This window comes from Bosea sp. 685, from assembly GCF_031884435.1.
GTDB lineage: Bacteria > Pseudomonadota > Alphaproteobacteria > Rhizobiales > Beijerinckiaceae > Allobosea.
Window position 1 is genome coordinate 4,710,023 of sequence record NZ_CP134779.1, and the last position, 25,051, is coordinate 4,735,073.

Here is a 25,051-nt window from a genome sequence, read left to right on the forward strand (position 1 = left end):
GGATCCCGGGACGCCCTTTGGGCGCCCAGGATGACGGGGTGGTTCAGAAGCCAGAACGTCACAGGGTAGCCCGCCCCTTGCTGCCGCCACGCCGCACGCTCACAATGGCGCATGGCTGCCAAACCCCTCGCCGACCTGATCGATGACTGCCTTGCGCCTGCGCTCGCCGCGCAGGGCTTTGCCGGCCGCGCCATCGTCTCGCTCTGGCCCGAGATCGTCGGCGAGCGGCTGGCGGCACGCTCGCGGCCACTCAAGATTGACTGGCCGCGCCGCCGGCCCGCGCCGGGCGAGAGCTCCGATCCCGCGACGATGGTGGTGCGGGTCGAGGGCGCCTTCGCGCTGGAGATGCAGCAGCTCGCGCCGCTCGTGCTGGAACGGGTCAACACCCATCTCGGCTGGCGCGCCGTCGGCAAGCTCGTGCTGAAGCAGGGTCCGGTCGAGGCGCCCGCAACCAAAAAGCCGCCGCCACCGCCAGACCCGGCGACGGTCGCGCGCGTGGCGCAGCAGGTCTCCGGCATCGCCGATCCGGAATTGCGGGCGGCGCTGGAGCGGCTCGGCCGCTCCGTCGGCTCAGGGGCCCGCCATGGCCGGCCCGACACAGCTTCGTGAGCGCCGGCACGATCGCGCCGAACCGATCTTGCCACAATTGTGATGGCCTCTATGGTCCGGCAACCGATTTCGCTCTCAAGGACACTGCATTATGACGAACAGGCGACAGCTTCTGACCGGCAGCGCCGGCCTCGCAGCCGCCGCGATGCTGGGCGCGCGCAGCGCCCAGGCGCAGACCGACCTGACCACGGCCAGCCCGCTCGGCGATGTCTGGCTCGGCCCTGCCGACGCCAAGGTGACGGTGATCGAATATGCTTCGATGACCTGCAGCCACTGCGCCGCCTTCCACCAGGACACCTGGCCGGCGCTGAAGGCGAAGTACATCGACACCGGCAAAATCCGCTTCACGCTCCGCGAATTCCCGCTCGATCCGCTGGCGACGGCGGGCTTCATGCTCGCCCGCTGCAACGGCAACGACAAATACTACCCGATGACCGACATGCTGTTCAGCCAGCAAAAGGCCTGGGCCTTCACCGACAAGCCGGTCGATGCGCTGTCGAGCATGGTCAAGCAGGCCGGTTTCACACAGGAATCATTTGAAGCCTGCTTGAAAAGGCAAGATATCTATGACGCCGTCACGCAAGTGAAGGATCGTGGGGCCAAGGCTGGCGTCGATGCGACGCCGACCTTCTTCATCAACGGGCAGAAGCGTTCAGGTGCGCTCTCGATCGCCGAATTCGACAAGATCCTCGAGCCGCTGCTGGCCGGCTGAGGACGCTTGGGCTGCGCCTTTCCTTCTCCGCTCGGGGGAGAAGGTGTCTGCGCAGCAGACGGATGAGGGAAGTCTCGCACTGCCCTATCCTTCCCTCATCCGACCCGGCTACGCCGGGCCACCTTCTCCCCCGAGGGGAGAAGGAACAAGGGCGCGCTCATGCAGCTGACGCGCCTCAAGCTCACCGGCTTCAAGACCTTCGTCGAGCCGACGGAGTTCCTGATCGAGCCCGGGCTCACCGGCATCGTCGGCCCCAATGGCTGCGGCAAGTCCAATCTCGTCGAAGCCCTGCGCTGGGTGATGGGCGAAAGCTCGTTCAAGAACATGCGCGGCTCGGGGATGGACGATGTCATCTTCGGCGGCTCGAATGAGCGCCCCGGCCGCAACATGGCCGAAGTCGCGCTCACCCTCGACAACACCGACCGCAAGGCGCCCGCCGCCTTCAACGAGACCGATGTCCTCGAAGTCACCCGCCGGATCGAGCGCGAGGAAGGCTCGACCTATCGCGTCAACGGCAAGGAGGTGCGCGCGAAGGACGTGCAACTCCTGTTCGCCGACGCCGCGACCGGCGCGCGCTCGCCCGCCCTCGTGCGGCAGGGGCAGATCAGCGAGATCATCTCGGCCAAGCCGCAATCGCGCCGGCGCATCCTCGAGGACGCGGCCGGCATCGCCGGCCTGCATAGCCGCCGCCACGAAGCCGAACTGCGCCTGCGCGGGGCGGAAGAGAATCTGACGCGGCTCGAAGACGTGCTTGGCGAGATTGACGGGCAGATCGAGGCGCTGCAGCGGCAGGCGCGGCAGGCGGGGCGCTATCGCAGTCTGGCCGCCGATATCCGCCGGGCGGAAGCCGTGCTGGCGCTGATCGCCCATCACGAGGCGCGCCTGCAGGAAGCCCAGGGCGAGCGCGCGCTGGAGGCCGCCGTGCGCGGCGTCGCCGAGCAGACCGGCATCCAGGCGGAAGCGGCGCGGATGCAGGCCGTCGCGGCGCATGCCCTGCCGGCTCTGCGCGAAGGAGAGGCTGCGGCGGCAGCGACTTTGGTGCGGCTCAAGCGCGGCCTCGACGAGATTGAGGCCGCCAATCGCCGCGCCAGGCAGCGCGGCGAGGAGCTCGGCCGGCGTTTGACCGAGCTTCAGGGCGATCTCGCCCGGCAGGAGAGCGTCGCGCACGATGCCAGCGGGAGCCTGACGCGGTTGGCGGAGGAGGATGACGAGTTGGCGCGCGAGGGCGCTGGCGCCGCAGCCAGCGCCGAGGCGGCAACGGCCAGCCTCTCCGAGACGGAAGCCGCACTTGCCGCCGCCGAGGCGGAGCATGCCGCCGCACAGGCGCGCCTCTCCGACCTCGGCGCACGGCGCGGCGCGCTCGAACGCGCCTTGCGCGAGGCGCGCGAGCGCGTCACCAGGGCCTCTGGCGAGCGCGACCGGCTCTTGCGCGACCAGGCCGCGCTCGACGCCGCGACCGCCTCGACGCCGCTGGCGGCGCTGCGGGAGGCGGTCACGACCGGCGAGGCTGCGATGGGCGAGGCCGACGCCCGGGCCAATGCCGCACGCGGCGCGCTTGGCGCGGCCCGCGAGCGCGAGACGCAATTGCGCGCTCCGCTGGCCGAGGCCGACCGCAAGGCGCAGCGGCTGGAAACCGAGATCAAGACCCTGCAGAAGCTGCTCGCGCCGGCGACCGGCGATCTCTGGCCGGCGATCATCGAGGCGATCAGCGTCGCCAAGGGTTACGAGACCGCGCTCGGCGCGGCGCTGGGGGACGATCTCGATGCCGCCACTGAGGCCTCCGCGCCGACGCATTGGCGCGACACCGGCCCGGGCGGGGACGACCCGGCTTTGCCTGCCGGCGTCGAGGCGCTGGGCCGACAGGTGCGCGGCCCCGCCGCGCTGAAACGCCGGCTCGCGCAGATCGGCATCGTGGCGCGCGCTGACGGCGCGCATCTGCGCGATCAGCTCAAGCCCGGCCAGCGGCTGGTCTCGCGCGAAGGCGATATCTGGCGCTGGGACGGTTTCACCAGCGCCGCCGAAGCGCCCTCCCCGGCCGCGCGCCGTCTCGCCGAGAAGAACCGCCTCGGCGATCTCGAACGCGAAGCTCAGGCCGCGCGCGAGGCGGCGGAAACCGCGCGCGACGGCCTCGATGCGGCGACGAACGAAGCCAAAGCCGCCGCCCAGGTCGAGACCGTGGCGCTCGAGGCCGTGCGCATGGCGCGGCGGGGCCTCGACCAGGCACGTGAACAGCTCGCAGCAGCCGAACGCAAGGCCAGCGAGACAGCCGCAAGACGCTCGGCGCTGAGCGAGGCGATCGAACGCCTCGGCCAGACCATCACTGAAGCGACGGCGCAGGCGGCCGGCCATGAAGAGGCGTTCGCGGCGCTCTCGCCATTGACCGATCTCGAAACCGTGCTGCTGAAGGCGCGCGTCGAGTTGGGCGAACGGCGCGTCGCGGCTTCCGATGCGCGGGCGCGGGTCCAGACCCTGGCGCGCGAGGCGGAGTTGCGCACCAAGCGGCGCGCCGCCATCGCGCAGGATGTCGCGGCCTGGCAGCAGCGCGCCGCCACCTCCAGCCAGACTGCCGAGGAGACCAGGCGCCGTATCGAGACGGTCTCTGCCGAGCAGAAGGCGCTGCTGGAGGCGCCCGACACCTTCCTGGTCGAACGTCGCCGAATCGTCGCCGAGATCGAAACCGCCGAGGTCGGCCGGCGCGAGGCGGCCGACAGCCTCGCCAAGGCGGAAACCGCCCTGGCCGAGGCCGATCGACAGGCGCGGGCCGCGCTCGAAGGCCTGGCCGGCGCGCGCGAATTGCGCGCTTCCGCCGAGGCCAGGCTCGAGGCCGCGCGCCAGCGCGTCTCCGACGTGGCGCGCCAGATCGAGGACGGGCTGGAGACTACGCTCTCCGAACTGCAGGGGCTGACGGGGCTGAAGCCCGGCGAGGACCTGCCCGCGCAAGGCGCGGTCGAAAGCCGTCTTGCCGGCCTCAAGGGCGAGCGCGAGCGGCTCGGCGCCGTCAATCTGCGCGCCGAAGACGAGCTCTCCGAGATCAAGGCCAAGCGCGAGGGCATGACGGGCGAGCGCGACGATCTGAGCGAGGCGATCCGGCGCCTGCGCCAGGCGATCGGCGCCTTGAACCGCGAGGGGCGCGAGCGCCTGCTCGCCGCCTTCGAGATCGTCAACGAGCAGTTCCAGCGCCTGTTCAGCGTGCTGTTCGGCGGCGGCACGGCCGAGCTGAAGCTGGTCGATTCCGAGGACCCGCTGGAGGCGGGGCTGGAAATCTTCGCCCGCCCGCCCGGCAAGAAGCCGCAAGTGATGACGCTGCTCTCGGGCGGCGAGCAGGCCCTGACCGCAACCGCGCTGATCTTCGCCGTGTTCCTGACCAACCCCTCGCCGATCTGCGTGCTCGACGAGGTCGATGCGCCGCTCGACGACGCCAATGTCGAGCGCTATTGCGACCTGCTCGACGAGATGGCGCGCGATACGCAGACGCGCTTCATCCTGATCACCCACAACCCGATCACCATGGCCCGGATGGACCGGCTCTTCGGCGTTACCATGGCCGAGCGCGGCGTCAGCCAGATGGTCTCCGTCGACCTCGCGACCGCCGAACGCATCCGCGAGGCCGGTTGAAAAATTGCCACAATCGACGCGGCAATGCGGCAAGAATGTCGCATCTCGCCTGAATTTATAAATATTCCAATGCCTTAAGCCACTTTGCCCTGCCTTGACAGGGCGGGGACCGGGCAATAAAGGAGGCCGTGCTGACGACGGCTCGATGCGCGGGTCTGGACAGGGATAGAGTGGTTTTTCACCGGATCGTGGCCATTTCGCGATCAGGGAGGGATCATCGCCATGTCGGAACCTGACAAAAGCGCCTCAGATACGGAGTTGCGCGCAAGACTGGACTCTTTGAAGTCCGCCATCGGGCGGGCGGAGGAGAGTGAAAAGCCGGGCGCAAGTCCGGCTGGGAAGGACAAGGCGCTTGCGGGCGCGATGTCTTCCGGCTTTCGCGCAGCAACCGATCTTGCAGGCGGCATCATCGCGGGCGCCCTTCTCGGGTTCCTCGGAGACCGGTGGCTCGGAACGTCTCCGTTCCTGCTGATCGCCTTCCTGGTGATCGGCACCATCGCCGGTTTTCGTTCCGCTTATCGGCTCGGCGTGCGTCCGACCTCAGGGTCTCAGGACGACGCGGCGAAGAAATAACCGAAGAGGCAGCCATGCGGGCTGCGCGACGAGGGGCTTGAGACATGGCGGCTGGCGGCGGAATCGATCCGATCCACCAATTCGAGATCCATCCGATCGTGGGCCTGCGCCCCTTCGGGCTCGACCTGTCGTTCACCAATTCCTCGCTGCTGATGGTCCTGATCGTCGGCGTGGTCTCGCTGGTCATGATCTATGGCTCGAGCCAGCGCGCCACAGTGCCCGGCCGCCTGCAGTCGCTCGCCGAGATCGCCTATGAATTCGTCGCCTCGACCGTCACAGGCGTGATGGGCAAGGACGGCATGCGCTTCTTCCCCTTCGTCTTCTCGCTCTTCATGTTCGTGCTGACGGCGAACCTGCTCGGCATGGTCCCGAGTTCCTTCACCGTCACCAGCCATATCATCGTCACCGCCGCCTTCGCCTTCCTCGTCATCGGCGTCGTGCTGGTCTACGGCATCGTCAAGCATGGCAGCCATTTCTTCGGCCTGTTCGTGCCGTCGGGCGTTCCCGGCTGGCTCCTGCCCTTCATGGTGCTGATCGAGGCGGTTTCCTTCGTCTCGCGGCCGATCTCGCTCTCCTTGCGTCTGTTCGGCAACATGCTGGCCGGCCATATCGCGCTCAAGGTCTTCGGCGGCTTCGTCGTCGCGCTGACCACCGGCGCCGGCGTGCTCGGCTATGTCATCGCGCCGCTGCCGCTGCTGCTCGCCGTCGCGCTCACCGCGCTCGAGTTCCTCGTCGCTTTCCTGCAGGCCTATGTCTTCGCGATCCTGACCTGCGTCTATCTCAACGATGCTCTGCATCCGGGTCACTGAGCCCAGAGCCGAGATCGCGAGAGTTCACCCACCCGCTCAAGCTTTTCACACCGGAGAAAGACTATGGATCCTGTTGCAGCCAAGTATATCGGCGCTGGCCTCGCCTGCCTCGGAATGGGCCTCGCCGCCATCGGCGTCGGCAGCATTTTCGGCAACTTCCTCTCGGGCGCGCTGCGCAACCCTTCGGCCGCCGACGGCCAGTTCGGTCGTGCCTTCATCGGCGCGGCGCTCGCGGAAGGTCTGGGCATCTTCTGCTTCGTCGTCGCGCTCGTCCTGATGTTCGTGCTCTGACGCACGCATCTTACGTCGCCTTGTCGAACTCCGGCGCGTCTCGCGGCGCCGGAGTGCCGGCATCACTGCTCTTCCGGCTGAAAGGCATTGCCATGCCGCTTCGTTCTGCAACTGTCTTCGGACGAGGACTGGTGGCTTCCGCTGCCCTGCTCGCGGCCGGTGCGGCCCAGGCCGCGGCAGAGCACGGCGCCAAGGCCTCCTTCCCGCCCTTCGACGCCAAGACCTTCGCCGGACAGCTCTTCTGGCTGGCGATCACGTTTGGAGCCCTCTACTGGCTGATGTCGAGGGTCGCCCTGCCGCGCGTCGGCGCCATTCTGGAAGAGCGGGCGGGCACGATCTCGCGCGATCTCGACCAGGCGGCAGAGATGCAGGCGAAGGCCGAGGAAACCTCCCAGGCCTATGAGAAGGCCCTCACGGAAGCCCGCAAGAATGCGCAGTCGATCGCGCAGGCTTCCCGCGACGCCGGCGCCAAGGCGTCGGACGAGCGTCGCCGCTCGGTCGAGGCCGAACTCACCGCCAAACTCGACAAGGCGGAAGCCGCCATCGCCAGCACCAAGTCGAAGGCGATGTCCAATGTCCGCGGCCTCGGCAGCGAAGTCGCGGTCGCGATCGTGACCAAGTTGACGGGTCAGGCTCCCAGCACAGCTGAGGCGTCCGACGCGGTCGATCAGGCCCTGGCGCAGGGCTGAGGAGAGATCAGATGGATACCTTCTGGGTCGGCGTCGCCCTCGTCATCTTCCTGGGCCTGCTCGCCAAATTCGGCGTGCACAAGAAAATCACGGCCGCGCTCGATTCGCGCGGCGAGATGGTCGCCCGCGAACTGGCCGAGGCTCGCCGCTTGCGGCAGGAAGCCGAAAAGCTGCTTGCCGAATTCGAAGCCAAGCGCAAGGCCGCCGAAGCGGAGGCCGCCAGCATCATCGCCGCGGCCAATGACGAGGCCAAGCGTCTCGCTTCCGAGGCCGAGGCCAAGCTGAACGAGTTCGTCACCCGCCGCACTAAATCGGCGGAAGACAAGATTGCTCAGGCCGAGATCCAGGCGGAGGCCGAGGTTCGTGCTGCCGCCGCCGAGGCAGCGACCCGCGCAGCCGAGGCCATCCTGCGCGGGCAGATGGCTGGCAAGGCCGGTGAAGCCGCCTTCACGACCGGCCTGCAAGAGGTCAAGGCCAAGCTGAACTGAGTTCGTCTCAATCGGTCATAAAATCGACGCCGCGATCCCCTGGGATCGCGGCGTTTTTCTTGGCGCGCCGCCTTCAGGAGGCTCCCGTTCCATGACGCTGCTGCTTCGGACCATTCTTCTCGCCGGCACTCTCGGCCTCACCGGCTCGGCGTTCGCAATGGAGCAGGTCAGCTTCGCCTCGCGCGACGGCACCCTGCTGACGGGCTGGCTCGCCAAGCCGGCGGGCGCGGGACCCTTCCCTGCCGTGGTCGCCATGCATGGCTGCGGCGGCCTCTGGACGCGCTCTGGCAAGATGAATGCGCGCGAGATCGACTGGAGCGAGCGCCTCAACGCCGCCGGGTACGCCGTGCTGCTGCCCGACAGCTTTCGCCCGCGCGGAATATCCTCGCTCTGCAATGACCGCGACCGCGCCCTGACCCCGACTGGGCGCGCCAAGGACGCCTTCGGCGCGAGCGACTGGCTGGCGCAACAGCCCTTCATCGCGACCGGGCGCAACAGCCTGATAGGCTGGTCAAACGGCGGCTCGACGGTGCTGCGCGTCGCCGGCGACGCGGCTTCGGCCGGCGCCAACGGGTTTCGCAAGGTGATCGCCTTCTATCCGGACTGCCGCTTCCTGAAGCGCGGCTGGAGCGCCAAGGTGCCGACCACGATCCTGCAGGGGCTCGCCGACGACTGGACGCCGGCCGCCCCCTGCCAGGAACTGGCGCAGCGCGGCGGCGCGCAGTTCACTGGCTTTTCCGGCGCCTATCACGATTTCGACCATCCCGACCTGCCGCTGCGCGAGCGCAACGCCGCCTTCTCGCAGCGCCCGGACGGCAAGGTCACGATCGGCACGAATCCAGAGGCGCGCCAGCAGGCGATCACCGCCGTGATGGCGATCCTGGCTGCGCCTTAGAGTCGGCTGCGCTCAAGTGCAATCGTGAGCCTGTCATCCCGGACAAGCCGCGTCAGCGGCGCCGATCCGGGATCCATTCCGGAGCGCAGCTTGTCGAGGTTCAGGAATGGATCCCGGGTCTCCGCTTCGCTACGCCCGGGATGACGGCGTGTTTCCGAACCAAGACGGCCTGTCGAAGCGCCTCAGTTGACCGCGGTCGCCGTCTTCGCCGGGGCAGGCTTCACCGCTACAGGCTTGGCCGGCGCCGTCGCGGTAGGCTTGGCCTCGAGCCTCTGGGTAGGAGCCTGGGGCGGCGTCTTAGGCTTGGGCTTGCGCGCCACTATCGTCGAGGTGGCGATGCCCTGCGGCGTGTCGAGGCCGTAGATGTCCTCACGGAACTGGACGAGCCCATCGCCCGACTGCCAGCCGGTGAGATAGACCCAGGCGACCGGCACCGACTTCTTCAGGGGAATGTTCTTACGCTCGTTCTTGGCGATCTCGGCCTCGATCGCCGGTTGCGTCCATTCCGTGCCTTCGAGCAGCCAGGCGGCGAGATCGCGCACGCCCTCGATGCGGGCGCAGCCCGACGAGTTGAAGCGGACATCGTTGCGAAACAGCGTCTTCTTCGGCGTGTCGTGCATGTAGACCGCCTCGGAATTTGGCATATCGATCTTGAGCTGACCGAGCGAGTTCGTCGGGCCCGGCTCCTGCCGCACGGTGAAATAGGGCGACTTCAGGCTTGCCCAATTCACGCTCGCGGGGTCGATTTCCTTGTTCTCGGCGCCCAGCAGCTTCATGTTCGACTTGGCGATGAAGCCCGGATCCTGCCGCATATGGGGGATGATGTCGGCCTTCACGATCGAGGTTGGCACCGTCCAGTAGGGGTTCAGGTTCACCGAGGTGATATTGGCCTGCAGCACCGGCGAGGGCCGGTCCGGCCGCCCGACCACGGCGAGATGCCGGCGCTGAACGACGCCGTTCTCCACCGCTTCGACGCTGGCGCCGGGGATGTTGACCACGACATAGCGCTCGGCGAAGGCGAAACCGTTGCTCTTCAGCCTCTCCAGCGTAGCGGTAAGCTGGTTCAGCCGCACCTCGATCGGCACGTTCATCGCCTTCAGCGTCAGCCGGCCGACCGTGCCGAGGTCCGACAGGCCATGGCGAAGCTGGAAGCGCTTCACGGCGACGACGACGGCGGCGTCATAGACATCGCCCGGCAACGCCTCGGGGGCCAGATCCCCGCTCAGCATCAATCGCTGCTTCAGGACCGTGACATCGGGCCCCTGCGCGTCGGGCTTCAGGCTCGAAACCGAGCCCGGCACCTTGGGCCAGCCGCCGCGATTGGCGATGTCCTCATGCGCGATCAGCGCCTCGAGCGTGCGGTCATAGGTGTTGGGGCCGTAGCTCGGCTGCTCGGCACGCGCACCTGCCGCCCCCAGGAAAAGGGCGAAGGCGGCGGCCACGGAAATCTTGACGAAACGCACGGCCATGGAAGTGTCCCACAATGCGCCGAAGACGCACCCAAGGAGCTTCCCTCGCATATGGTCAAGGAAGCCTTAAGGCAGGGGAGAGAATTACGTATCGGAATGTGTCAGGCGCGCGCGGGCCATGGACAAAATACGAAGGATGACTATCTTGACCATCATGACCATAAAATAAGGAGGTTTGGCATGAGCACACCACATAAGGTCGACTGGACCGTCGCCAGCGCGAAGGCACGGTTCTCCGAACTGATCGAGAAAGCGCGCTCCGAAGGGCCGCAAACCGTGACGCGGAATGGCAAGCCCACGGCCGTCCTCGTGTCCATCGACGAGTGGGAAAGGAAGACCGGACGAAAGGGCACGTTGACCGAGTTCTTTCAGAACTCGCCTCTGCGCGGTGCCGATCTCGATCTCGTTCGGCTTGACCATCCTCCGCGCAAGGTAGAGCTGTGACCTACCTGCTGGACACGAATGTGGTCTCGGAACTGGTAAAACCTAGTCCCTGGCCCAGCGTATCCCGCTTCGTCGACGAGCGCGAAGACCAACTGTACATCAGTGTCGTCACCCTCGCCGAAATTCGCTACGGGGTCGCCTCTCTCGATCACGGAAGGAAGCGCCAGGTCTTCGAAGCTTGGCTGGAACACGACCTTCCCGACCGCTTTGGCGATCGCATTCTTGGCATCGATCCAATGATCGCAAAGGCTTGGGGCGACCTAATGGCGTTGTCACAGCGCCGAGGAGCCAATGTCCAAACCATGGACGGCCTGCTCGCAGCCACAGCCCACGCTCGCGGATTGGTCCTCGTCACACGAAACACGCGTGATTTTGCGAGACTGGACCTCGATCTTTTCGATCCCTGGCAGGTCCGATAACGTCCGCCCCTACTCGGCTGCTTCCGCGATCGGCCGCGGCTTGACCCATTTCAGCACCGGCTGGCGCGCGGCGCGGGTTTCGTCGAGCCGGCGGATCGGGGCGTGGTGAGGCGCTGCCGTGAAGCGCGCCTTGTCGTTGCCCTGTGCCGCCATGGCGAGGTCACGCAGCGTCGCGATGAAGAGGTCGAGCGAGGCCTTCGATTCCGACTCGGTCGGCTCGATCAGCATCGCGCCATGCACGACGAGCGGGAAGTACACCGTCATCGGGTGATAGCCCTCGTCGATCATCGCCTTGGCGAAATCGAGCGTCGAGACGCCTGTGCCCTTGAGCCATTCGTCGTCGAACAGCACCTCATGCATCGAGGGGTGGTCCGGGAAGGGCAGCGACATCAGGTCCGACAGGCCGGCGCGGATGTAGTTGGCGTTCAGCACCGCATCCTCGGAGGCCTGCTTCATGCCGTCCGAACCGTGGCTGAGCATATAGGCGAGCGCGCGGACATACATGCCCATCTGGCCATGGAAGGCGGTCATGCGGCCAAACGGCGCGTTGCCCGCCGGCGCATCGTCCTTGTTCTCGATCAGGCGCGGCGCGCCGTTTTCGATATGGATAAAAGGCACCGGCGCGTAAGGCGCGAGCCGCGCCGACAACACGACCGGCCCCGCACCCGGCCCGCCGCCGCCATGGGGCGTCGAGAAGGTCTTGTGCAGGTTGATGTGCATGGCGTCGACGCCGAGATCGCCCGGCTTGGCCTTGCCGACGATGGCGTTGAAGTTGGCGCCATCGCAGTAGAAATAGGCGCCGGCCTCATGCATCGCGGCGGCGATCTCGACAATCTGCGGCTCGAAGATGCCGCAGGTGTTGGGGTTGGTCAGCATGATCGCGGCGATCTCGGGCCCGAGCAACGCCTTGACGTCCTCGACCGCGACGGTGCCGTCCGGACGGGCCGGCACCGACTTCACGGAGAAGCCGATCAGGGCGGCGGTCGCCGGATTGGTGCCGTGCGCCGATTCCGGCACGAGCACGACATTGCGGGTCGCGCCCTCGCCCTTGGCGGCGATGGCGGCCTTGATCGCCATCATGCCGCAGGCCTCGCCATGCGCGCCGGCCTTGGGGCTCAGTGCCACCGCCGGCATGCCGGTCAGCGTCATCAGGTAATGCGAGAGCTGCAGCATCACGTCGAGCGCGCCGGGCACGGTCGAGACCGGCTGAAGCGGGTGCACGTCGGAGAAGCCCGGCAGCCGCGCCATCTTCTCGTTCAGGCGGGCATTATGCTTCATCGTGCAGGAGCCGAGCGGGAAGAGCCCGGTGTCGATGCCGTAATTCTTCTGGCTGAGGCGGACGTAATGGCGCATCGCCTCGGGCTCGGAGAGACCGGGAAGGCCGATACCGTCCTTGCGCGCATGCTTGCCCAGGCGCGACTTGAACGGCGTAGGCGCATCGATATCGACGCCCGTCGTCTCGTGATGACCGATCTCGAAGATCAGCGGCTCGATCTGCTGCAGAGCCTTGTTGCCGGTGAAGGTGGCGTGCTGCTCGCTGGCAGCCTCGCCGGCCTGGGTGGGACGTCCCTGACGATTGAGCATGGTGTTTATGTCCGATCAGCGAAACTTGTAGGCGAAGGAGAGCATCGAATTGAGGCCGTCGCGCGCTTCCGCCGCGTCGAGCCCGATCGAAACGAAATACTGTATGAGGCGATTGATCCCGGCCTGATCGCTAGGACCATTCGGCGGCGCCTGGCCGGCAAGCTTGGCGCAGATCACCCAGCTCATGGTGCGGCGCTCGCGCTGCTGGTTGGCATAGAAGCGCGGATCCGAGGCAGCCTTCTCGAACAGCCGGCCCCAATCCTGATTGGCGGCCGCCGGAATCGCCTCAACGCGGATGAAGCTCGAATCCTGCGGGCTCCTGGCGCGGTTGAGCAGATGGTCGACATCGAAACCGGCAAGCTCGGCGGATGTCGCCCTGACGCCATAGGCCTCGCGAATGAACGCCAGATAGGCGGAGCGATAACCGGAATAGCGCGCCGCGACCCAGCAACTCGCCTGCGTATCGGGATCGCCGGGCCTGGCCACCATGGCGACATTGCGTTCGTCGCGCCGGCCGACCCCACCGGCGATGCCAGCTTCACCGGCATCCGAGATGAAGACCAGCCCCGGCAGGGCTCCGGGCGCTTCGACCTGCACCTGCACAAGCGGGCTGCGCACCCACGCGGCGATGAGCGCTCGCTGACGACGGGCAATGATGGCGTGCAGGGACATTGAGAGCCGCTCCTTCGGTTAACCTCTAAACGTCAGAGAACCTCGCGCAGCCGCGCGACGAAGGCGTCACGATCGTCATCCGTATTCACTTCGGTATTCGCCACGATCAGCAGGTCATCGAGCCCAGCGCCGGGCAACAGCCGCGAGACCGGCACGCCGGCGAGCACACCCTTTTCGGCCAACGCCTCGACCACCTCGGCGGCGGGCTTGGGGAGCTTCACGGTGAACTCGTTGAAGAAGCTCTCATTGAGCACCGTGACGCCCTTCACCCCGGCGAGCTGATCGGCGAGCTTGACCGCGTTGGCGTGATTGACCTCGGCCAGCCGCGACAGCCCGGCTTGGCCGAGCAGCGTCATGTGGATGGTGAAGGCGAGCACGCAGAGGCCGGAATTGGTGCAGATGTTCGAGGTCGCCTTGTCCCTGCGGATATGCTGCTCGCGGGTCGAGAGCGTCAGCACGAAGCCGCGCTGGCCGTCAGCGTCCACCGTCTCGCCGCAGAGCCTGCCTGGCATCTGGCGGACATATTTCGACTTGGCGGCGAAGAGCCCGACATAGGGGCCGCCGAAATTCAACGCATTGCCGATCGACTGGCCTTCGCCGACGACGATGTCGGCGCCCATCTCGCCAGGCGAGGTGATCGCGCCGAGCGAAACCACTTCGGTGACGACCGCGATCAGCAAGGCGCCATGGGCCTGCGCCTTCGCGGCGATCGGGGCGAGGTCGCGGAGATTGCCGAAGACGTCGGGCGATTGCACGACGACGCAGGAGGTCTCGTCGTCGATCTGGGCGAGGATGTCCTCAGTGGCCGCGACATCGGGCTTCAACGCCACGACCTCGTCGCTCGCCATCTCGGAGAGCGTCTTCACCACCTCGGCGTAATGCGGGTGCAGGCCGCCCGACAGCAGGGCCTTGCGGCGCTTGGTGACGCGGTGAGCCATCAGCACGGCCTCGCCAGTGCCGGTCGAGCCGTCATACATCGAGGCGTTGGCGACCTCCATGCCGGTGAGCGCCGCGACCTGGGTCTGGAACTCGAAGAGATATTGCAGCGTGCCCTGCGCGATCTCGGGCTGGTAGGGCGTGTAGCTGGTCAGGAATTCCGAGCGCTGGATCAGGTGGTCCACCGTCGCCGGGACATGATGCTTATAGGCCCCGGCCCCGACGAAGAAGGCCACGGAGGAGGCCGCGATGCTCTTGGCCGCGATGCGCCCCATGATGCGCTCGACCTCGAGCTCGCCCTTGGCGCGGGGTAGATCGAGCGGCGCGGTCAGGAGCTTGCCGGCCGGTACGTCGCTGAACAGCGCATCGACATCGGGAACGCCGATGCGGGCCAGCATGTCGAGCCGGTCGGTGTCGGTGAGGGGGAGGTAGCGCATGGGGTGCTTCCGTGGTGAGTTGGGTGTCATCCCGTGCGCGCTGCGGCACGAAAGTGCTGCTGCGCAGACACGGGATCGTATGACGAGAAGGCGCCTTATCCGGAGAGCGCTCCCGCATCTGCGCAGCAGCACTTTCGTGCCGCAGCGCGTGCGGGATGACCCCGTTCACAGCGTCTTGACGTAATCCTGGTACTCGGCCTCGCTCATCAAACCCTCGAGCTCGGCGGCGTTGCTGAGCTTGAGCTTGACGAACCAGCCTTTGCCGGCCGGGTCCTCATTGACCGTGCCGGGCGATGCCTCGAGCTCGCTGTTGACGGCCACAACCTCGCCGGAGACCGGCGCATAGACCTCGGACGCCGCCTTGACGCTCTCGACCACGGCCGCTTCGCCGCCCTTGGTCACGGCCTTGCCGATGGCGGGCAGCTCGACGAAGACGACGTCGCCAAGCTGCGCCTGGGCGTAGTCGCTGATGCCGACCGTGCCGGTGTCGCCCTCGATGCGGATATATTCGTGGTCCTTGGTATAGCGGGTCTCGGCCATGGTCTTGTCTCCTGGAAAAGGAATGGGGATCAGCGCTTGTAGCGGTTGGGCACGAAGGGCATCGCGGCGACGACTGCCGGCAGCGGCTTGCCGCGCACGATCAGATCAAGCCGCGTGCCAGGAGCGGAATGCGCCTTGGCGACATAGCCCATGGCGCAGGGTGCGTTCAGGGTCGGGCCAAAGCCGCCGGAGGTAACCTTGCCGACGATCTCGCCCTCGGGCGTGGCGATCTCGGCACCCTCGCGAGCCGGAGCGCGGCCTTCCGGCAGCAGGCCGACGCGGATGCGTGCGGGCCCCTCGGTGAATTCGCGCTGGATGCGGGCAGCACCGGGAAAGCCGCCCTCCTCGCGCCGGCGTTTCTGGATCGACCAGTTCAGCGCGCCCTCGACCGGCGAGGTCGTGGTGTCGATGTCATGGCCGTAGAGGCACAGGCCCGCCTCCAGCCTCAGCGAATCACGCGCGCCGAGCCCGATCGGCTTGACACGGGCGTCGAGCAGCAGCGTGTCCCAGATTTCGCCGATCTTGCTCGCGGCAGCCGAGATCTCGTAGCCATCCTCGCCGGTATAGCCGGAGCGGCTGAGATTGGCCTTGATGCCGGCAACCTTCATGCTGCGCGAGGTCATGAAGCCCATCTCGGCGGCCTCGGGCGCGAGCACGGCCAGCGCCTCGGCGGCGGCCGGTCCCTGGATCGCGATCAGGCCGCGATGCTCGGCCCGGATCAGCTTCACATTGGCCGGCAGCCGCGCTTCGATATGGGCGTAGTCCTCGGTCTTGCAGGCGGCGTTGACGACGAGATAGAGCGCGCCGTCCTCATCGGGGTCGAGCGAGCGCGTCACCATCAGATCGTCGAGGATGCCGCCCTCCTCGTTCAGGAGTTGCGAATAGCGCTGCTTGCCTGGGGCGAGATTGAGGATGTCGGCGGGAATCAGGGCTTCCAGCGCGCGCGCCGTGGTCTCGTGGTCGGGACCGACCAGGAAGGCCTGGCCCATATGCGAGACGTCGAAGAGCCCGGCCTTCTCGCGCGTCCAGTTATGCTCGGTCAGGATGCCGCTGGGGTACTGCACCGGCATGTCGTAGCCGGCGAAAGGCACCATGCGAGCGCCGAGCGCGACATGGCGGGAATGGAGCGCAGTCTTGAGCGATGGGGTCTCGGGCGACGCATGAGCAATCGCGGTATCGGCTTCGGCAGCCATGGAGGGCCCCTTCCAGAGTCAAGCGCAAGCCCCGGACGGAACTGTCCGGAGCGCGCCCCCTCTGTCTCGGAACCTGAGAGATTTCCCCATACCGGCGTCGTCAGCCGGACAGGTTACACCCGTCGGTGGGCGGAATCGCTTCCGCCACTTTCCAGAGCGCCAACTCCCCTAGCGGTCCTTTTGCCTGAGCGTTTCCGGGGCGGTTGCGCCTTCGGCGCCGAATCCGAACAAGTCCGGACCCGGTCTCTCCCGCGGGGATATGCGGCTGAAGGCAGACATACTGGAGGCAGCCCTTGAGTCAATCGGGCCGCTGCCTTGTTTCGCGGCAGGCGCCGCGATTTTCCACGCAGCGCTAGAGTGCTTTCCTCACGCGAACCGGTACCCGCTTCGCTCGGAAACGCTTTACCTGCGCCGCCTGTGGGCGGCCGGCGCGGCGCCGGCGGGCGAGAGGTCGACGGTGATCTCGACATCGCCGCGGCCGGGCGGGACCACGATGCCCTGCTCGACATAGGAGAAATCGACGCCGCCCTGGCCGCTGGCGATCGTCCCGCCGACACGGGCCGAGCGGCGCGCCACCGAGGTCGTGCCGCGCGTGACCGTGGTCACCAGAGTCGCAAAATAACTGCCCGGCGCACCAGCCGGGCCGAGCAGCACCCGGCCCTCGACGCCGACCTTGAGATTGTAGCCGCCGCCCGGGGTCGCCGTGCATTCGCGCGCAACATTCAGAATCGAAATTTGATGGCGCAGGCTGCCGCTGTCAGGGCCGGTCTGGGCGCGCATCGCGGCGCCGCCATCGGCGATGATCACCTCCGGGCAGACCAGCGACTCCTCCTCGTCCTGGCGCTCCTTCTGGACCTCGCCCTGCGTCTTCGGCGGAGCCGGCGGCACGGTCGTGGACTGGAACATCACGACATTGCCGAACTTCTGCAGCGCGCTCGGCTCTCCCGAGGAGGAGCCGGACGAACCGCAGCCGGCGAGGCCGACACACAGGACAGGAAGAATCAGCCAATGCGGCCGGCTGAATGTCGCGTCAATCACGGCAAGGTCTCCACGCCGGGGCCGAATCCGGAAAGCGAGACGGGAATGCCCACGCCCTCCTCCGGTGTCTGGAACACGATGAATGTGGCGCTTTTGCCGGTCTTGAGCTGGCCGAGCAGCGCATCGTCCATCACCACCTCGGCGACACAGCCGGTGGTCAGGCAGCGCACGAAGCCGGCCCGGCCGATATCCTTGTCGTCGATCTTCAAGCCCAGCCCCGAGGGCAAGAGCACGCCGAGCGGCGCGACCACGCGCAGCAGCCGGCTCTTCTGATCCGCCGTCTTGAGCACGATGACGAGCAGCGTCAGGTTCGGCCGGTCCTCGGCCGCGACATTCTGCACGAGCGCGCATTGCTCGGTCTTGGCGCCGGGAGGCACCTCGCAGCGCATTTGCCAGTCGCCATGCGTCGACTTGACCGCGCCCTGCGCCAGCGCAGCGCCGCTGACGCTGCAGGCGGCCAGCGCGGTCGCGAGGACGCGTCCGATCATCTTGCCCATCCCTGCCTAACCTCCAAACCGGCGCACGCCGCCGGGCGTGACGAATAAAGCAGCCGAATTCAGGCGAAAAGCCGGTCAGCGCCCCGGCGCGCGCCGCCCTCGCCAAATCATGCCCGTGTTGGGACCATGCAGGCCCTGTCCTGTCAAGGCGAGAGCCCAAAGCCGGGCCCGCCGCGACATACGACCTCGCGCGATTATGCCGCACGGCATGCGTGGAAGGCCCGCATTGCCCCACTGGCGCAAGCGTGATCTTTGATTTATCGCAATGCCGAAGTGCAGGGTGGGCCGCTGGGTCGTAACCTTGTCGCACGGACGCCTTTCGATCAGGGCGGTCCGAAGCGGGCATGATGAGGAGCTAGGTCGGACCGATGCGATTTCTGAGCAGGACCCTTGCAAGCAGGACCCTTGCAACCGTGACCGCCCTGGCCCTTGCGGCCGGCGCGACGGCGCTCCTTCCCGACGCCGCTCTGGCCGGCACCGGCATGCCCAGTGACTGGCAGATGAACCTGCAGGGCCCGGCGACCGAGGTCTCGGAGTATATTCACTGGTTTCACAACTGGCTGAACGTCATCATCTTCATCATCTCGGTCTTCGTGCTGGGGCTCCTGGTCTATGTCGCCTGGCGCTTCAACGAGAAGGCGAACCCGGTTCCCTCGAAGACGACGCATCATGCGTTGCTCGAAGTCGCCTGGACGGTGATTCCGGTCCTGATCCTGGTTGTCATCGCGATCCCCTCCTTCCGCCTGCTCAAGCTGCAGCTCGAGATTCCGCAGGCCGACCTCACCGTGAAGGTCACCGGCAAGCAGTGGTACTGGTCCTATGAGTACCCGCAGGATGGCGGCGCCTTCGGCTTCGACTCGCTGATGCTGGACGAGAAGCAGCGCGCCGAGGCGATCAGCAGCAACAAGATCGCCGCCGCCGAGGCCCCGCGCCTGCTCGCCGTCGACAACGAGGCCGTGGTCCCGGTCGGCAAGATCGTGCGCATCCAGGTCACCGGCGCCGACGTGATCCACAAATTCACGGTGCCGTCCTTCGGCATCAAAATCGACGCCATCCCCGGCCGCCTGAACGAGACCTGGTTCAAGGCCGACCGCGAGGGCATCTATTACGGCCAGTGCTCGTTCATCTGCGGGCAGAACCATTCCTACATGCCGATCGCCTTCCGGGTCGTCAGCGCTGAGAAATACGCCGCCTGGCTCGCCGATTCGAAGAAGAAGTTCGCCAATGCCGACGACGCGACCAACAAGGTCGCCGCCGCCGGCCAATAAGCCCTGTTTTACGAACCGTTTGCCGCCCGGCCGCCGCCGCAGCGCAACTTGATCGACCGACTGTAGCGAACCCGATTCGCATAAGGAGACCACCCCATGGCAACTGCGGCTCACGACGCCCATGGCCACGGACATGACGATGCCGGCCACGAGCACCACCCGACCGGGTGGCGCCGCTGGCTCTTGTCCACCAACCACAAGGACATCGGCACGCTCTATCTGTGCTTCTCGATCATGGCGGGCCTCGTCGGCGGCTTCCTGTCGATCATGATGCGCATCGAGTTGCAGCAGCCGGGCCTCCAGATCTTCGCCAACGGCCAGAGCTACAACGTCTTCGTCACCGGCCACGGCCTGATCATGATCTTCTTCATGGTCATGCCCGCCGTCATCGGCGGCTTCGGCAACTGGTTCGTGCCCTTGATGATCGGCGCGCCGGACATGGCCTTCCCGCGCATGAACAACATCTCGTTCTGGCTGACGGTCGCCGGCTTCGTGCTGCTGATCATCTCGATGTTCGTGGAGGGCGCTCCCGGCGCCCATGGCGTCGGCACCGGCTGGACGATCTATCCGCCCTTCTCCTCGGCCGGCCATCCCGGCCCCTCGGTCGATTTCGGCATCCTGGCGCTCCACCTCGCCGGCGCGGCCTCGATCCTGGGCGCGATCAACTTCATCACCACCATCCTGAACATGCGCGCTCCGGGCATGACGCTGCACAAGATGCCGCTCTTCGCCTGGTCGGTGCTGGTCACCGCCTTCCTGCTGCTGCTGGCGCTGCCGGTGCTCGCCGGCGCCATCACCATGCTGCTGACCGACCGCAATTTCGGCACGACTTTCTATGACCCGGCCGGCGGCGGCGACCCGATCCTCTACCAGCACCTGTTCTGGTTCTTCGGCCACCCCGAAGTCTACATCATGATCCTGCCGGCCTTCGGCATCGTCAGCCACATCATCTCGACCTTCTCGAAAAAGCCGATCTTCGGCTATCTCGGTATGGCCTACGCCATGGTCGCGATCGGCGTCGTCGGCTTCATCGTGTGGGCGCACCACATGTACACCGCCGGCCTCTCGCTCAACACGCAGCGCTATTTCGTCTTCGCGACGATGGTCATCGCGGTGCCGACGGGCGTGAAGATCTTCTCCTGGATCGCGACGATGTGGGGCGGCTCGATCCGCTTCACCGCGCCGATGCTGTGGGCGAACGGCTTCATCTTCCTGTTCACCGTCGGCGGCGTCACCGGCGTCGTGCTGGCCAATGCCGGCGTCGACCGCTCGCTGCACGCGACCTATTACGTCGTGGCGCATTTCCACTACGTGCTGTCGCTGGGCGCCGTGTTCGGCATCTTCGCGGGCTTCTACTACTGGTTCCCGAAGATGAGCGGCTATGTCATCCCGGACTGGATCGGCAGGCTGCACTTCTACGTCGCCTTCATCGGCGCCAACGTATTGTTCTTCCCGCAGCACTTCCTCGGCCTGGCCGGCATGCCGCGTCACTATGCCGACTATCCCGACGCCTTCACGCACTGGCACTTCATCTCGTCGATCGGCTCCTACATCTTCGCCGCCGGCCTGCTGATCTTCTTCTTCGGCGTCTACACCGCCTTCTCGAAGAAGGTTCTCGCCGGGGACAATCCCTGGGGCGAAGGCGCCACCACCCTGGAATGGACGCTGCCCTCGCCGCCGCCCTTCCACCAGTTCGAGACCCTGCCGCGCATCACCGGCTCGGACCACTGATCCAACAGACGGCGGGCTCATCCCGGGCCCGCCGTCGCCCCTCTCCCGAGCGCCTGTCGAGGCGTTCCGGAGACGGGCGGCCAAAGCTTCTTTCGCCAAGGCTGCTTCCACTGAGAGCCCATCGCGCCCCCAAGAGGCGCCGCAACAAGTGAATTGACCTGAATCCGATGTCCGCTGCGTTCGACAGGATCGATCCTCGCACCGAAGGCGGCGCGCTGACCTCCACGGGAGAGGCGCGCGACTTCTTCGAGCTGCTGAAGCCGCGCGTGATGCTTCTCGTCGTGGTCACCGCGCTCGGCGGCATGGCGACGGCGCCGGGCTCCGTGCATCCGGTGATCGGCCTCGCCGCCCTGCTGGCGATCGCGGTGGGCGCCGGTGCCTCGGGCTGCCTCAACATGTGGTACGACGCCGATATCGACGTGCTGATGGCGCGCACCGCCAAGCGCCCGATTCCGGCCGGCCGCGTCCTGCCCTCGGAGGCGCTGGCCTTCGGCCTGACCCTGTCGGTCGGCTCCGTGCTCGTGCTCGGCCTCGTCGCCAACCTGCTGGCGGCAGGCATGCTCGCCTTCACGATCTTCTTCTACGCCGTGATCTATTCGATGTGGCTGAAGCGCTGGACGCCGCAGAACATCGTCATCGGCGGCGCGGCCGGCGCCTTCCCTCCGATGATCGGCGAGGCGGTGGTGACTGGCGATTTCGGCATGCACTCGCTGGTGCTGTTCGCGATCATCTTCCTATGGACACCGCCGCATTTCTGGGCGCTCGCTTTGGTGAAGTCCGAGGACTACGCCCGCGCCGGCATCCCGATGCTGCCCAATGTCGCCGGCGCCGCCGCGACGCGCCGCCAGATCATGGCCTATTCGCTGGTGATGGCGCCCGTCGCCGTGCTGCCCGCGCTGATGGGCTTCGGCGGGCTGATCTATCTCGTTGTCTCCGTCACGACGGGCCTGGCCATGATCGGCCTTGCGGTGCGCGTGCTGCGCACGACGCAGGGCGAGGCCGCCAGCAAGGCCTGCTATGCGCTGTTTGGCTTCTCGATCCTCTATCTCTTCCTGCTGTTTGCCGTGTTGCTCGCCGAGAACAGCCTCGGCCTGATGTGGGCCCTGCCCAAGGTGATCGGATGAGCGAGGCTCCCAAGCGCCCGATAGCGCCAGCTTTCACGCCAGAGGATCTGGCGCGCCGCAAGCGTCGCTCGGTGGCGCTGGCGCTCGTGCTCGCTGGCCTCGTCGTGTTCTTCTTCGTGGTGACGCTGGTGAAGACCGGCCCCGCGATCATGAACAGGCCGCTGTAATGGCGCCCGCCCCTGCGCCTCAGGGACAAACCGCGAATCTGCGGCGCACCGCGCTGATCTGCGCCGGCGTCGCCATGGGCATGACGGGCTTGGCCTTTGCCTCGGTGCCGCTCTACGACATGTTCTGCAAGGCAACCGGCTTCGGCGGCACGCCGATGGTCGGCACGGCCGGCGCGGGCGTGATCCTCGACCGGACCATGGCTGTGCGTTTTGATGCCAATGTCGCGCCCGGCCTGGGCTGGGCCTTCACGCCCGAGAGCCCCGAGATCAGCTTGCGCGTCGGCCAGACGCAGACGGTGTTCTACAAGATCACCAACCGCTCCAGCCGCACCTCGACCGGGATCGCGACCTTCAACATCGCGCCCGAGAAGGGCGCGGCCTATTTCGTCAAGATCCAGTGCTTCTGCTTCACCGAGCACACGCTGCAGCCGGGCGAGAGCCTGGAGGCGCCGGTGGTTTTCTACATCGACCCGGAGATCGCCGGAAATCGCGACCTCGACGGCGTCAATTCGATGACCTTGTCCTACACCTATTTCCAGTCGAAGGCGGGCCAGCCCGTCGCCGAGGGCAAGGGTGACGCGGCCAAGTCAAACCTGTAACAAGTCAAACCTGTAACTAGTCGAACCTAATACGAGCGAAGCCGAAGCGCTGCGCAGATAAAGTCGGACGCGGAGACTGATACATGGCCGGGGCCCATACCAAGAACCACGACTACCATCTCGTCGATCCGAGCCCGTGGCCGCTCGTCGGCGCCACCAGCGCGACGGTGATGGCGATCGGCGCCGTGATGTGGATGAAGGCCCTGCTGCTGGGCGGCATGAAGCTCGGCCCGATGGTCTTCGGCATCGGCCTGCTCGGCGTGCTCTACACCATGCTCGCCTGGTGGATGGACGTGGTCCGCGAGGCCGAGACGGAAGGCCACCACACCAAGGTGGTGCAGATGCATCACCGCTACGGCATGATCATGTTCATCGCCTCCGAGGTGATGTTCTTCGTGGCTTGGTTCTGGGCCTATTTTGACGCCAGCCTGTTCAGCTACGAGGCGATCAACTTCACACGCCAGGAGTTCACCGGCGGCGTCTGGCCGCCCAAGGGTATCGAGACCTTCGACCCCTGGCACCTGCCGCTGCTCAACACGCTGATCCTGCTGACCTCGGGCACCACCGTGACCTGGGCGCATCACGCTTTGATCGAGGGTGACCGCAAGGGGCTGAAGCAGGGCCTTTGGCTCACCGTGATCCTCGGCATGCTGTTCACGCTCTGCCAGGGCTATGAGTATTCGCACGCGGCCTTCGCCTTCAGCGGCAACGTCTATGGCTCGACCTTCTTCATGGCGACCGGCTTCCACGGCTTCCATGTCATCATCGGGACGATCTTCCTGGCGATCTGCCTGTACCGGGTCTATCTCGGCCATTTCAAACCCGACCAGCATCTCGGCTTCGAATTCGCCGCCTGGTACTGGCATTTCGTCGACGTGGTCTGGCTGTTCCTGTTCGCCTCGATCTATGTCTGGGGCGCGGGGGCTCACGTCGCGGCTGCGGCGCACTGACGAACGGCCGCAGGCACTGATATGGCAAAGGCGGCCGCAAGGCCGCCTTTGTGCTTTGAAGCCACATGATGGAGGCCGCCATGGCCGACGAACACCATAGTTTGCCCTCGCCCTATACCACGGGGCTGACCGGCCGCTGCCCGCGTTGCGGCGAAGGCAAATTGTTCGACGGCTTTCTCAAGGTGCGCCCGCGCTGCGCCGCCTGCGGGCTCGACTTCTCCTTCGCCGATTCGGCCGACGGGCCGGCCGTCTTCATCATGCTGATCGCGGGCTTCGCCGTGCTGGGCGCGGCGCTCTATGTCGAGATCGCCTATGAGCCGCCGATCTGGGTGCATATGATGATCTGGCTGCCGCTCACCGTGATCGTCTGCCTGGCCCTGCTGCGCCCGATGAAGGGGCTCGCGGTCGCCCTGCAATATGTCAACAAGGCGGAAGAGGGCAGGCTCGAGAAATGAGCGGCGAGACCCTCCCCGCCCAGCGCCGCCCCAGCTTGCTCGCTCCGGCGATCCTGACGGTCATCGGCACGCTGGTGCTTTGCGCGCTTGGAGCCTGGCAGCTCGAGCGCATGACCGAGAAGCACGACTTCATCGCGCGGCTGGAAGCACAGGCCGCCGGCGCGCCGGCCGCCATGCCCGCCACCGCGACATGGGCCACGCTCGATCCCGCAAAGCTCGACCTGACACGCGTCGCAGCAAGCGGAGCCTTCATCGACGGTCCCTTCGCCAGCGTGCGCACCACAATCGCCTCGGGCGGGCCGGGCACACGCCAGCTCTCCGGCTTCGGCCGCTGGATCTTCCAGGGCTTCCGGCTGGCCGATGGCGGCACGATCCTGATCAATCGCGGCTTCGTACCGGAGAACAGGCTCGGCGAGATCAAGCCCGCAGCGGGCCCGGCAACCGTCGCCGGCTTCCTGCGCGCGGCCGAAGTGCGTAACGCCTTCACGCCCAACGACCTGCCCGCCCAACGCGAGTTCTATACGCGCGATCCCGCCGCCATCGCGGCCTCGCTGGGCTTGAGCGGCGGCCCGTCCTTCTATCTCGAGGCCGAGCGCCAGGGCGACGGCCTGACCCCGCCCGCCGGGGTCGACCCCAAAGAGCTGATCGACCGGATTCCCGACAACCACCTGCAATATGCGTTGACCTGGTTCGGTCTGGCGCTGACTCTGCTGGGGGTGTTTGCGGCCTTCGTCCTGCAGGCGCGCAAAATCCCGCAGGCGCGCGAGATCCCGCAGGCGCACAAGGCCGGCGACGCAGTGCCGTGATGCGCTGCCGGTTTTGCCGAAATCGGCAGAGCAGCCTATAG

Annotated in this window: 27 protein-coding genes and 1 riboswitch; of the genes, 19 read left to right on the plus strand and 8 right to left on the minus strand. The window is 66.6% G+C overall.

The annotated features are described in order from the left end of the window. The first annotated feature begins 111 nt into the window (after positions 1-111). The 9 genes from RMR04_RS23235 (at position 112) to RMR04_RS23275 (ending at position 8,681) form a co-directional block, all read left to right on the plus strand. On the plus strand, positions 112-609 hold the full coding sequence (locus tag RMR04_RS23235) for a DUF721 domain-containing protein (RefSeq protein ID WP_311910828.1): 498 nt from the start codon (positions 112-114) through the stop codon (positions 607-609). 91 nt (positions 610-700) lie between these two features. After that, positions 701-1,321, plus strand: coding sequence for a DsbA family protein (locus tag RMR04_RS23240; protein WP_410492146.1), 621 nt, complete (start codon positions 701-703; stop codon positions 1,319-1,321). A 159-nt stretch (positions 1,322-1,480) separates the two neighbouring features. Next, positions 1,481-4,936 carry an AAA family ATPase gene (locus tag RMR04_RS23245; protein ID WP_311910829.1) on the plus strand — a complete coding sequence of 1,152 codons (3,456 nt, stop codon included), beginning with the start codon at positions 1,481-1,483 and terminating at the stop codon, positions 4,934-4,936. 222 nt (positions 4,937-5,158) lie between these two features. Then, entirely contained in the window at positions 5,159-5,509 is a 351-nt protein-coding gene (locus RMR04_RS23250) for an AtpZ/AtpI family protein (RefSeq protein WP_311910830.1), read from the plus strand. A gap of 44 nt (positions 5,510-5,553) precedes the next feature. Then, positions 5,554-6,318 carry a F0F1 ATP synthase subunit A gene (locus tag RMR04_RS23255; RefSeq protein ID WP_311910832.1) on the plus strand — a complete coding sequence of 255 codons (765 nt, stop codon included), beginning with the start codon at positions 5,554-5,556 and terminating at the stop codon, positions 6,316-6,318. 63 nt (positions 6,319-6,381) lie between these two features. Further along, the gene (locus RMR04_RS23260; protein ID WP_311910834.1) at positions 6,382-6,609 is read left to right on the plus strand and encodes a F0F1 ATP synthase subunit C; all 228 of its coding nucleotides are present in this window, start codon (positions 6,382-6,384) and stop codon (positions 6,607-6,609) included. 131 nt (positions 6,610-6,740) lie between these two features. Then, on the plus strand, positions 6,741-7,298 hold the full coding sequence (locus RMR04_RS23265) for a F0F1 ATP synthase subunit B family protein (protein ID WP_311910836.1): 558 nt from the start codon (positions 6,741-6,743) through the stop codon (positions 7,296-7,298). Positions 7,299-7,309: 11 nt separating this feature from the next. Beyond that, positions 7,310-7,786, plus strand: coding sequence for a F0F1 ATP synthase subunit B family protein (locus tag RMR04_RS23270; RefSeq protein ID WP_311910838.1), 477 nt, complete (start codon positions 7,310-7,312; stop codon positions 7,784-7,786). A gap of 91 nt (positions 7,787-7,877) precedes the next feature. Continuing rightward, positions 7,878-8,681 (plus strand): dienelactone hydrolase family protein, encoded by an 804-nt coding sequence (locus tag RMR04_RS23275; RefSeq protein ID WP_311910840.1) that lies wholly within the window; start codon positions 7,878-7,880, stop codon positions 8,679-8,681. A 182-nt stretch (positions 8,682-8,863) separates the two neighbouring features. Here the strand turns inward: RMR04_RS23275 and RMR04_RS23280 are convergent, their stop codons facing one another. Then, positions 8,864-10,150 carry a L,D-transpeptidase family protein gene (locus tag RMR04_RS23280; protein WP_311910842.1) on the minus strand — a complete coding sequence of 429 codons (1,287 nt, stop codon included), beginning with the start codon at positions 10,148-10,150 and terminating at the stop codon, positions 8,864-8,866. A gap of 180 nt (positions 10,151-10,330) precedes the next feature. On the opposite strand from RMR04_RS23280, the gene RMR04_RS23285 reads away from it, so the two are divergent. Both RMR04_RS23285 and RMR04_RS23290 read left to right on the plus strand, forming a co-directional pair. Beyond that, complete coding sequence (locus tag RMR04_RS23285; RefSeq protein WP_310152467.1) at positions 10,331-10,594, plus strand: type II toxin-antitoxin system Phd/YefM family antitoxin; 264 nt, start codon at positions 10,331-10,333, stop codon at positions 10,592-10,594. Next, positions 10,591-11,013 (plus strand): type II toxin-antitoxin system VapC family toxin, encoded by a 423-nt coding sequence (locus RMR04_RS23290; RefSeq protein WP_311910844.1) that lies wholly within the window; start codon positions 10,591-10,593, stop codon positions 11,011-11,013. Before RMR04_RS23285 ends, RMR04_RS23290 begins: the two co-directional genes overlap by 4 nt. Before the next feature lie 9 nt (positions 11,014-11,022). Here RMR04_RS23290 and gcvPB read toward each other — a convergent pair whose 3' ends face one another. From gcvPB to RMR04_RS23325, 7 genes are all read right to left on the minus strand, one after another. Next, positions 11,023-12,597 carry an aminomethyl-transferring glycine dehydrogenase subunit GcvPB gene (gene gcvPB, locus RMR04_RS23295; protein ID WP_311910846.1) on the minus strand — a complete coding sequence of 525 codons (1,575 nt, stop codon included), beginning with the start codon at positions 12,595-12,597 and terminating at the stop codon, positions 11,023-11,025. Between the two features lie 15 nt (positions 12,598-12,612). Further along, positions 12,613-13,269 (minus strand): hypothetical protein, encoded by a 657-nt coding sequence (locus tag RMR04_RS23300; RefSeq protein WP_311910848.1) that lies wholly within the window; start codon positions 13,267-13,269, stop codon positions 12,613-12,615. Positions 13,270-13,301: 32 nt separating this feature from the next. Next, the gene (gene gcvPA, locus RMR04_RS23305) at positions 13,302-14,642 is read right to left on the minus strand and encodes an aminomethyl-transferring glycine dehydrogenase subunit GcvPA (RefSeq protein ID WP_311910849.1); all 1,341 of its coding nucleotides are present in this window, start codon (positions 14,640-14,642) and stop codon (positions 13,302-13,304) included. Positions 14,643-14,807: 165 nt separating this feature from the next. Next, entirely contained in the window at positions 14,808-15,182 is a 375-nt protein-coding gene (gcvH, locus tag RMR04_RS23310; RefSeq protein WP_092169557.1) for a glycine cleavage system protein GcvH, read from the minus strand. A gap of 29 nt (positions 15,183-15,211) precedes the next feature. Beyond that, a complete protein-coding gene (gene gcvT, locus RMR04_RS23315) occupies positions 15,212-16,375 on the minus strand; it encodes a glycine cleavage system aminomethyltransferase GcvT (protein ID WP_311910850.1) in 1,164 nt (387 codons plus the stop codon). A 162-nt stretch (positions 16,376-16,537) separates the two neighbouring features. Further along, a riboswitch (glycine riboswitch) is annotated at positions 16,538-16,637 on the minus strand. A gap of 140 nt (positions 16,638-16,777) precedes the next feature. Beyond that, complete coding sequence (locus RMR04_RS23320) at positions 16,778-17,413, minus strand: hypothetical protein (protein ID WP_311910853.1); 636 nt, start codon at positions 17,411-17,413, stop codon at positions 16,778-16,780. After that, positions 17,410-17,901 carry an invasion associated locus B family protein gene (locus RMR04_RS23325; protein WP_311910855.1) on the minus strand — a complete coding sequence of 164 codons (492 nt, stop codon included), beginning with the start codon at positions 17,899-17,901 and terminating at the stop codon, positions 17,410-17,412. The genes RMR04_RS23320 and RMR04_RS23325 overlap by 4 nt, the downstream gene beginning before the upstream one ends. A gap of 377 nt (positions 17,902-18,278) precedes the next feature. Here RMR04_RS23325 and coxB point away from each other — a divergent pair, with 377 nt between their 5' ends. The 8 genes from coxB to RMR04_RS23365 all read left to right on the plus strand — a co-directional run bounded on the left by coxB (position 18,279) and on the right by RMR04_RS23365 (position 25,010). Then, a complete protein-coding gene (gene coxB / locus RMR04_RS23330; RefSeq protein ID WP_410492147.1) occupies positions 18,279-19,178 on the plus strand; it encodes a cytochrome c oxidase subunit II in 900 nt (299 codons plus the stop codon). A gap of 96 nt (positions 19,179-19,274) precedes the next feature. Next, the gene (ctaD, locus tag RMR04_RS23335; protein WP_311910857.1) at positions 19,275-20,909 is read left to right on the plus strand and encodes a cytochrome c oxidase subunit I; all 1,635 of its coding nucleotides are present in this window, start codon (positions 19,275-19,277) and stop codon (positions 20,907-20,909) included. A gap of 167 nt (positions 20,910-21,076) precedes the next feature. Continuing rightward, positions 21,077-22,033, plus strand: a complete 957-nt coding sequence (locus RMR04_RS23340; protein WP_311910858.1) for a heme o synthase — start codon at positions 21,077-21,079, stop codon at positions 22,031-22,033. Beyond that, positions 22,030-22,200, plus strand: coding sequence for a hypothetical protein (locus RMR04_RS23345; protein WP_311910859.1), 171 nt, complete (start codon positions 22,030-22,032; stop codon positions 22,198-22,200). The genes RMR04_RS23340 and RMR04_RS23345 overlap by 4 nt, the downstream gene beginning before the upstream one ends. Beyond that, positions 22,200-22,799, plus strand: coding sequence for a cytochrome c oxidase assembly protein (locus RMR04_RS23350; protein WP_311910861.1), 600 nt, complete (start codon positions 22,200-22,202; stop codon positions 22,797-22,799). The genes RMR04_RS23345 and RMR04_RS23350 overlap by 1 nt, the downstream gene beginning before the upstream one ends. A gap of 83 nt (positions 22,800-22,882) precedes the next feature. Further along, positions 22,883-23,749 carry a cytochrome c oxidase subunit 3 gene (locus RMR04_RS23355; RefSeq protein ID WP_311910862.1) on the plus strand — a complete coding sequence of 289 codons (867 nt, stop codon included), beginning with the start codon at positions 22,883-22,885 and terminating at the stop codon, positions 23,747-23,749. Positions 23,750-23,829: 80 nt separating this feature from the next. Then, the gene (locus RMR04_RS23360) at positions 23,830-24,204 is read left to right on the plus strand and encodes a DUF983 domain-containing protein (protein ID WP_311910864.1); all 375 of its coding nucleotides are present in this window, start codon (positions 23,830-23,832) and stop codon (positions 24,202-24,204) included. Next, positions 24,201-25,010 carry an SURF1 family protein gene (locus RMR04_RS23365; RefSeq protein ID WP_311910866.1) on the plus strand — a complete coding sequence of 270 codons (810 nt, stop codon included), beginning with the start codon at positions 24,201-24,203 and terminating at the stop codon, positions 25,008-25,010. Before RMR04_RS23360 ends, RMR04_RS23365 begins: the two co-directional genes overlap by 4 nt. The last annotated feature ends 41 nt before the right edge of the window (positions 25,011-25,051 follow it).

What these genes read in the sequence shown, in the direction of transcription:
- RMR04_RS23235 (WP_311910828.1), top strand. Translation starts at nt 112, where the DNA reads ATGGCTGCCAAACCCCTCGCCGACCTGATCGATGACTGCCTTGCGCCT.
- RMR04_RS23240 (WP_410492146.1), top strand. Translation starts at nt 701, where the DNA reads ATGACGAACAGGCGACAGCTTCTGACCGGCAGCGCCGGCCTCGCAGCC.
- RMR04_RS23245 (WP_311910829.1), top strand. Translation starts at nt 1,481, where the DNA reads ATGCAGCTGACGCGCCTCAAGCTCACCGGCTTCAAGACCTTCGTCGAG.
- RMR04_RS23250 (WP_311910830.1), top strand. Translation starts at nt 5,159, where the DNA reads ATGTCGGAACCTGACAAAAGCGCCTCAGATACGGAGTTGCGCGCAAGA.
- RMR04_RS23255 (WP_311910832.1), top strand. Translation starts at nt 5,554, where the DNA reads ATGGCGGCTGGCGGCGGAATCGATCCGATCCACCAATTCGAGATCCAT.
- RMR04_RS23260 (WP_311910834.1), top strand. Translation starts at nt 6,382, where the DNA reads ATGGATCCTGTTGCAGCCAAGTATATCGGCGCTGGCCTCGCCTGCCTC.
- RMR04_RS23270 (WP_311910838.1), top strand. Translation starts at nt 7,310, where the DNA reads ATGGATACCTTCTGGGTCGGCGTCGCCCTCGTCATCTTCCTGGGCCTG.
- RMR04_RS23275 (WP_311910840.1), top strand. Translation starts at nt 7,878, where the DNA reads ATGACGCTGCTGCTTCGGACCATTCTTCTCGCCGGCACTCTCGGCCTC.
- RMR04_RS23280 (WP_311910842.1), bottom strand. Translation starts at nt 10,150, where the DNA reads ATGGCCGTGCGTTTCGTCAAGATTTCCGTGGCCGCCGCCTTCGCCCTT.
- RMR04_RS23285 (WP_310152467.1), top strand. Translation starts at nt 10,331, where the DNA reads ATGAGCACACCACATAAGGTCGACTGGACCGTCGCCAGCGCGAAGGCA.
- gcvPB (WP_311910846.1), bottom strand. Translation starts at nt 12,597, where the DNA reads ATGCTCAATCGTCAGGGACGTCCCACCCAGGCCGGCGAGGCTGCCAGC.
- RMR04_RS23300 (WP_311910848.1), bottom strand. Translation starts at nt 13,269, where the DNA reads ATGTCCCTGCACGCCATCATTGCCCGTCGTCAGCGAGCGCTCATCGCC.
- gcvPA (WP_311910849.1), bottom strand. Translation starts at nt 14,642, where the DNA reads ATGCGCTACCTCCCCCTCACCGACACCGACCGGCTCGACATGCTGGCC.
- gcvH (WP_092169557.1), bottom strand. Translation starts at nt 15,182, where the DNA reads ATGGCCGAGACCCGCTATACCAAGGACCACGAATATATCCGCATCGAG.
- gcvT (WP_311910850.1), bottom strand. Translation starts at nt 16,375, where the DNA reads ATGGCTGCCGAAGCCGATACCGCGATTGCTCATGCGTCGCCCGAGACC.
- RMR04_RS23325 (WP_311910855.1), bottom strand. Translation starts at nt 17,901, where the DNA reads ATGATCGGACGCGTCCTCGCGACCGCGCTGGCCGCCTGCAGCGTCAGC.
- coxB (WP_410492147.1), top strand. Translation starts at nt 18,279, where the DNA reads ATGCGATTTCTGAGCAGGACCCTTGCAAGCAGGACCCTTGCAACCGTG.
- ctaD (WP_311910857.1), top strand. Translation starts at nt 19,275, where the DNA reads ATGGCAACTGCGGCTCACGACGCCCATGGCCACGGACATGACGATGCC.
- RMR04_RS23340 (WP_311910858.1), top strand. Translation starts at nt 21,077, where the DNA reads ATGTCCGCTGCGTTCGACAGGATCGATCCTCGCACCGAAGGCGGCGCG.
- RMR04_RS23345 (WP_311910859.1), top strand. Translation starts at nt 22,030, where the DNA reads ATGAGCGAGGCTCCCAAGCGCCCGATAGCGCCAGCTTTCACGCCAGAG.
- RMR04_RS23350 (WP_311910861.1), top strand. Translation starts at nt 22,200, where the DNA reads ATGGCGCCCGCCCCTGCGCCTCAGGGACAAACCGCGAATCTGCGGCGC.
- RMR04_RS23355 (WP_311910862.1), top strand. Translation starts at nt 22,883, where the DNA reads ATGGCCGGGGCCCATACCAAGAACCACGACTACCATCTCGTCGATCCG.
- RMR04_RS23360 (WP_311910864.1), top strand. Translation starts at nt 23,830, where the DNA reads ATGGCCGACGAACACCATAGTTTGCCCTCGCCCTATACCACGGGGCTG.
- RMR04_RS23365 (WP_311910866.1), top strand. Translation starts at nt 24,201, where the DNA reads ATGAGCGGCGAGACCCTCCCCGCCCAGCGCCGCCCCAGCTTGCTCGCT.